Here is a 6,560-nt window from a genome sequence, read left to right as displayed (position 1 = left end):
ATGACTTGGGAGTTGTGGTTAGCCCGTGATATCGTTGCTGACAATCCTCTACCTTGGCAGAAATCTCAGGGTAATTTGACCCCTGGAAGAGTTGCCCAAGCTATGGGAGGAGTTTTCGCGGTGATTGGTACTCCGACAAGAGCACCCAAACCTCGAGGAAAGTCCCCTGGTTGGGAACCAGGAAAAAAGCGTCACCGTAAAAACCGATGCCCAATTGTTAAAAAAACAGTAACACCACCACGTAAAGAACCATCAGTTGCGGTTTAATACTCAAGATTATTCATAGGGCTTGCTAAGTCTCTAATTAACTCAGCCTTGCTGAGTCTTTTTGCATGGCTTAGTCTAAACTCCAGTGACATAGAAACAGCTAAAGAAATAGCTAATCAAACTTGCTATTTAATTCCCTATTATGCTTCCCATCCATCACGAGATCCCCGCGCACCACAAAACCTTGCACCTGTTAGTGCTTTGGAACGGGAATTAGGCAGAAGAATGGGCAATGCAATACTAATTAAGCGCCGACTGCAATGCTTTCTGGCATCATTTGGAGGTAATAAATGACATCTTCTGAACCAATTGGTTATGTATTAGGTACTAAAGAAGCTACCCCTTTGGAATTTTGGATAGCAGTGGATGCCAAAAAAGTTTTACGGCTAGATGATGTTGTAGAAGTGCAAACTCAACGTCCAGACGGTGGGGGAATTGTGCGTTTTTACGGTGTGGTGGATTATGTTCGTACTCAATACGAAGGAGCGCAATTTGATACTGACACTTTCTTAGTTGCTAAAGAAGGTATTTTACCAATAAATATTTCTTACACTGCTCACGTTCAAGTCACAAGAATTGAGCCAGAAGAATATTTACCCCCACAACCAGGCGATCCAGTTCACCTCGCTGTCGGTAAGCAGTTGGCATCAGCTTTGTATTTTGACAGCATGGATACCCCAATTCCATCTGGTATTATGAATAACGGCAATTCCGCATATTTTAACTACTCATTTATCAATGGTGAGAAAGGCGCTCATGTAAATATCTCTGGGGTTTCGGGAGTTGCTACTAAAACATCCTATGCTTTGTTTTTGCTATATTCTATTTTCAATTCTCCGGTTTTAGGTTCTTATAAAGCTAATACTAAAGCGCTAATTTTCAATGTTAAAGGTGAGGATTTATTCTTTTTAGATAAACTCAATCAAAGTTATGGCAATTTAGAAAACCAAAAGGATAAAAATAAATATGAATTGATGAACTTGCCAGTACAACCTTTTAAAAGTGCAAGTTTTCGGGCTACGCCAAAAAGAGATTCACTGACGATTGATTCTGATTTAGAACAGCGTTCTGAGGGGATATCAGTTTATTTGTGGAGTATTCGGGAATTGTGCCGCGATCGCCTGTTTCGCTTTTTATTCACTGGTGAGGATTTAGACCGAGGAAATTTATCCTACTTAGTGACGACAGTAGAAGAAAGATTAGCAAGGCTAGCAGAGGAAAATGACCAAAGCGATCGCCAGAGTCGGCGCAAACCGCAAGCTTATTTACAAGTAGAAGCGTTTGGGGAAGAAGGCAAAACACAAATTAAAACCTTTAGAGATTTAATTGACTTTTTAGAAGACAAACTTCTCAATGATGAAGATAGAGAAGAAAACAGGCGTTGGTTAGGGCGAAATGTTCCAGCTACGGCTGAAGCAATGATTCGGCGTTTGTATGGTATCAGTAGTGAAGTTAACCATTTAATTCGCGGGGATTTATCACCAGATGAAGTTGCTAAATACCAACTCGACCCAATAGCTTCAGATGCTCAACTAACTGTAACTGATATCCACAAACTCAGTGCCCGCGCTCAAAAATTTGTTGTGGGTGTTTTACTACAAAAGCTATTTTTTCAAAAAGAAAAACAGGGAAGAGAACCCGTTGTTTTTATCGTTCTGGATGAGTTAAACAAATATGCACCCCGTGATGGACGTAGCCCGATTAAAGATTTGCTGGTAGACATTGCAGAACGGGGGCGATCGCTAGGAATTATTTTAATTGGCGCACAGCAAACCGCCTCAGAAGTCGAACGGCGCGTTGTTGGACAAGCAGCTATCCGTGTTGTGGGTAGGTTAGATTCAGCCGAAGCAGAACGTCCAGAATACAATTTTTTGACAGGTTCGTGTCGCAAACGAGCTTTGTTTCTTAAATCAGGCACGATGTTTGTGCATCAGCCAGAAGTCCCCGCGCCAATTTTAGTTAACTTCCCCTTCCCCGCCTACGCCACTCGCAAAGAAGAAGTATTTTTGAGCCAAGCAGAAATTACCAGCATCGAAGCTGATATTGACCGTTTTTAGGAGGAATTGTGCGTTTAATTCATACATCTGACTGGCATTTGGGGCGTCACCTCAAAGGCAAGGATCGTACCCCAGAAATTGAATTTACTCTGAATGAACTTTTACGACAAGCCAAAGAATTAGAAGTTGATGCCGTCTTAATCGCAGGCGATATTTTTGAAACTCCTAATCCTGCATCTGATGCTGAACGAGTTGCGTATCAGTTTTTTGAGGGGTTGCGAAATGCCAAAATTCCGGCAATAGCGATCGCAGGTAATCATGATTCTGCTTCCCGCTTTGATGGAATAGCTAATCTCTTGTCTTTAGCTGGCGTGCAGATTTTAGGGAAACCTCGTCGCGTCAACCAAGGAGGTTTAATTAGCATAGAAACGCCTAACGGCAAACTGCGTGTAGCTGCTATGCCTTTTGCTTCAGAACGGCGACTATTGACAGTTGAAAATCTGTGGACAATGGACGAGTTACAGCAAATAAACCACTACAGAGAAAGGGTAGGCTATTTGCTCAACAACTTAGCCACTGGTTTTCAAGATGATAGTGTGAATATCCTCATGGCTCACCTCACTGTTGATGGTGCTAAATTAGCCAATTCCGAAGCCCCTCATCACACCAAAGAAACCTATGCCTTGGCTGGACAAAGCCTACCTGCTGAAGCTCAGTATATTGCTCTCGGACACATCCATAAACCCCAACAAATTCCCGTTGCGGCTCCTACTTATTATTCCGGTTCTTTGATTCAAGTGGACTTTGGCGAAGCTGAGGAAGAAAAAGGATTTTATCTCATTGATGTTGAACCAGGTTCTCCTGCAAAAAAACCGGAGTTTATATCTATCCCCTGTCAAAAACCTTTGCAGATACTCGAATGTGAATTGAGTGATTACGAAGAAAAGCTAGAACCTCTCCGTGATTATTCTGGTTATTTGAAGGTAATTATCAACTTGCAAACACCTCAAATAGGATTAGCTGACAAAATTCGCAAAATTTGTAGTGATCAAGTGCTGCAAATTGAGCCACGTTATCCAGAAGCGGAATCAAGGCGGGAAAAATCTGTAAAACAAGAAGAGTTTGATCCAGTGGAAGAATTTAAGCGCTACTTCCAAGAGGAATTAAACACAACACCTGCTCCCGCCGTTGTAGCAAAGTTTAAAGAACTATATCAAGAAATCAAGGAAACCCAAGATGCGACCACTTGAGCTAACTTTAGAAGGTTTTACCAGTTTTAGGAATCAGGCAAAGATTAATTTTGAGAAACTGGAATTATTTGCTATTACTGGCCCAACTGGTGCCGGTAAATCATCTTTGCTTGATGCGATGACTTTGGCACTATATGGGAAAGTAGCAAGAAAAACTCAACCCAAAGAATTGTTGAGTCAGGGAAGTTTAAAATTACAGGTATCATTACGATTTTTGGTAAATCAAACTGAATATCTAGTCTTTCGCTCATGGTCATATCGTACTAAAACACCCCAAGTAACTTTTAAATTAGAAAAGCAGATAAATGGTGATTTTCAACCTTTTGGAGAACAAAAAGAAGCAGAGATTAACGCCATTATTGAGAAAGTTTTAGGGATGAATTTTGAAACTTTTACTAAAGTTATTCTGCTTCCTCAAGGACAATTTGATGAGTTTCTCAAAGGTAAAAGTACTGATAGACGGAAGATTTTAAGCAGTTTGGTTGGATATGAAAGAATTTTTGAAAATATGTGTTCGCAGGCTGGGACACGAGCTAATATTATTAAAGGTGAATATAACGCAATTCAAGAACAGCTAAAAAATCTAGATTTATCATTAGATATAGAACTGAATTCTCAACGGCGCGATCGCTCTCAGTTTCTAGCAGAAGAACTACCCAGATTACATGAAACAGTTATCAAGACCCAAACAGCTTTAGCTGCCGAAAAAGGATTATTGCAACGTCTGAGAGATTTAGCAAATTGGCAACAGCAACTTGAAGAATTAAATAAAGAAACTCCAAAAATAAGTGAATTAAAACAGCAATTAGAACAAGCACGAGTTGGCGATCGCTTATCTGCCACTTGGACATCAGTCAATTCGGCTCGTCATCGATATGACAAGACTCGATCTGATGTTGAGATTGCTGCTAAAGCTTTGGTTGAGAAAGAATCAGCTTTTAAAATTCAAGAAGATAACTTTCAGAAAACACAAGCCTATGAAGCTGAAATTACACCGCAACTAAAACAGCGAGAAGAAGCTCTTAATGCTGCCAAAATCTATGAAGAACAGCATCGTAAAATTCAGGAAGAAGTAAAACGCTTAGAAAAAATATTAATAGAAAAAAATCAGCTAATAACTGAGGCTGATAAAGCTGTAAAAAAGGCTGAAGCTGAATTAAATCAAAAAATTCAGATATTGACGAGAGCTAATAATGAACTGTCTCAATCTTCTCCTGGTGGTACAAGATTAGAGCAACTTAATCAAGTGACACCACTACTAATTAAATGGCAAGAAATCCAAAAGCAAGTTGAAAGCGATCGCACGAAGTTACAACAAATTACTCAAGAGTTAGACACTGCTGAGTTTAATTATCAATCTGTTATTTTAAACTTCCAAAAATCTGAAGCAGAATGCAATCAATCTCGTGTTGCATTAGATACTGCTAGACAAAAAAATTATGCTGCGGCTTTACGTGCATTGCTGCATACGGGTGATGATTGTCTAGTATGCGGTGGAATTTATCCAGAAGCCCACTTATTACCACAACTAGAATCTTCAGGCGATATCAAAACACTAGAAAAACGTGATCGCGCTGCTGAACAAAATCGCCAAAAATCTACTGAAGCAAAAACCCAAGCTGAAACCACAAGAGAACATCTGAAGAAACAACAAACTGAGTATCAAAAAATATTAGCAGAAAAAGAAGCTGAACTTGAAGCAGAGACAGAACAAATTGTTGTCATATTAAATACAGATAAATGGGAAGTTAAGGCACTTGAACAAGAACGCCAATCACTACATAAAAGTAATACTAATTATCAGAACTTTTTAATACTTAAAGAAAAAGCAGAGGCGGAAATTAAAGCTAGTGAACTCAATTTGAATTTTGTTAAAACTAAGTTGTTAGATACGCAAACTCAACATCAAGACCTAACAACTGAAATAAACCACAAAACAACACAAACTCAGGAAATATTAGATACAATTTCCCAGCTTACTGGTAGTGATTCTTATGAGAATTTATTCCAAAAACTAGAAGAAGATAAACGAGATTTAAAGCATCGCATTCAGCATGAAAATCAGTGCTATCAAACTGCTCGTGATGAATTTCGGCAAGCTCAACAAAGTGATGTAAAGGCAAAAGAAGACTTTGATTCAGCTTCTGCTGAAAAGGAACGTCTAGAAGCTGAATGGCATACTAGTTTACTATCCGCAAACTTTACAGAGCAAATATTTCAGCAATCTAAAGTACCCCCAGAACTGCAAAAACAATGGCAGCATAAAATTGATGATTACAACACTAATAAAATTCAGTTAGAAACTAATATTAATCGAGAAACTGACGCAATTGGTGACAGAACTACAAACGCAGAAATAATTGCCCAGTATGAAAAATCTGTTGCTGATGCTGGAGAACAATATAAACAAGCACAAGATGAATACAACGATTTAAAACTTTTGATTGCTAAAGCTGAGGAACAGCGAGAACAAGTAGAGAAATTGCAAGCACAACTATCTACCAAACAACAAGAGCTAGAAATATATCAAATTTTGTCCAAAGAGTTGAAATCGGATCGCTTTCAAGACTATATTCTCCAGCATTTTGAGCGTGAACTAGTAGAACAAGCAACAGTCTTTTTGCTGGAACTTACAGAACAGCGATATGCATTGAAATATGAAAATAAAGAATATAGAGTAGAAGATAACTGGAGTTGTGGTGAAACAAGACGAGTCCAAACCCTATCCGGTGGTGAAACCTTTGCTACTTCTTTATCCCTAGCTTTGGCACTTTCAGAAAAGTTGTCTAGAGGAGCTAAATTAGGTAGTCTGTTTATAGATGAGGGATTTGGAACATTAGATGCTGAAACTCTGCAAAGTGTCTCAAGTATCCTACAATCTTTGGGTCAGCAAGAAAAATTAGTTGGCGTGATCACTCACGTTCCCGCCTTGGGAGAAGAGTTAGGAACGCAAATCAAAGTAGAAAAATTTCCAGAAGGCTCTCGAATTATTATGGCGTAAACTTCAGTTTCAAGCATCGGTAAAAATCTACGTTATGAGATCGCT

At 39.1% G+C, this 6,560-nt stretch carries 4 protein-coding genes and 1 pseudogene; all 5 read left to right on the top strand.

Going from position 1 to position 6,560, the window contains the following annotated elements; all coding sequences use genetic code 11:
* Positions 1-267, top strand: a pseudogene (locus F8S12_RS21465) (NF041680 family putative transposase); the annotation flags it as partial.
* A 48-nt stretch (positions 268-315) separates the two neighbouring features.
* On the top strand, positions 316-561 hold the full coding sequence (locus F8S12_RS21460) for a hypothetical protein (protein WP_230968176.1): 246 nt from the start codon (positions 316-318) through the stop codon (positions 559-561).
* Complete coding sequence (locus F8S12_RS21455) at positions 558-2,324, top strand: ATP-binding protein (RefSeq protein WP_196518252.1); 1,767 nt, start codon at positions 558-560, stop codon at positions 2,322-2,324. The genes F8S12_RS21460 and F8S12_RS21455 overlap by 4 nt, the downstream gene beginning before the upstream one ends.
* 8 nt (positions 2,325-2,332) lie before the next feature.
* Positions 2,333-3,514, top strand: coding sequence for an exonuclease SbcCD subunit D (locus F8S12_RS42025; RefSeq protein ID WP_196518250.1), 1,182 nt, complete (start codon positions 2,333-2,335; stop codon positions 3,512-3,514).
* On the top strand, positions 3,501-6,515 hold the full coding sequence (locus F8S12_RS21445) for an AAA family ATPase (protein ID WP_196518248.1): 3,015 nt from the start codon (positions 3,501-3,503) through the stop codon (positions 6,513-6,515). Before F8S12_RS42025 ends, F8S12_RS21445 begins: the two co-directional genes overlap by 14 nt.
* Positions 6,516-6,560 lie beyond the last annotated feature (45 nt).

Source organism: Nostoc sp. WHI (genome assembly GCF_015714725.1).
GTDB lineage: Bacteria > Cyanobacteriota > Cyanobacteriia > Cyanobacteriales > Nostocaceae > Nostoc.
Note: the sequence above shows the minus strand (reverse complement) of the source record. Positions and strands in the feature narration are given on the sequence as shown.